Origin of the sequence: Paraburkholderia sp. Ac-20347 (genome assembly GCF_017104805.1) — a bacterium.
Taxonomy (GTDB): domain Bacteria; phylum Pseudomonadota; class Gammaproteobacteria; order Burkholderiales; family Burkholderiaceae; genus Paraburkholderia; species Paraburkholderia tropica.
This window is the reverse complement of record NZ_JAAGPN010000650.1, coordinates 1-412: the sequence shown is the minus strand read 5'-3', so window position 1 is coordinate 412 and position 412 is coordinate 1. Positions and strand designations below refer to the sequence as shown.

Genomic DNA, 412 nt, shown 5'->3' with positions numbered 1-412 from the left:
TGCAGATCTGGGGCGGCGGCGCGCTCGACCAGAGCGGCTGGCAAGCGGCGCTGAATCTGACCGTGCGGCTCGCGCTGTGTCTTGTCGGCGCGGCGCTGCTCTACCGTCCGCTGAGTCTCTTCGATGCCGGTGACGCCACGGTGCGCAATCTCGGCGTGGCGGTCGGCTGGATGCGCGGCGCGGCGCTGTTCGTCGCGGTGGCGCTCACGGCGTTCGTGGTCGCCGAAGTCGGCGTGATCGGCTTCATTGGACTTGCTGCGCCGCTGCTGGCGCGGCTGGCGGGCGTGCAGATCTGGGGCGGCGGCGCGCTCGACCAGAGCGGCTGGCAAGCGGCGCTGAATCTGACCGTGCGGCTCGCGCTGTGTCTTGTCGGCGCGGCGCTGCTCTACCGTCCGCTGAGTCTCTTCGATGC

Annotated in this window: 1 protein-coding gene; it reads left to right on the top strand. The window is 70.9% G+C overall.

Translation table 11 applies throughout. The annotated features are described in order from the left end of the window. A partial coding sequence (locus tag G3N97_RS39225; protein ID WP_205998056.1) for an iron chelate uptake ABC transporter family permease subunit occupies nt 1-412 on the top strand: 412 nt, incomplete at both ends.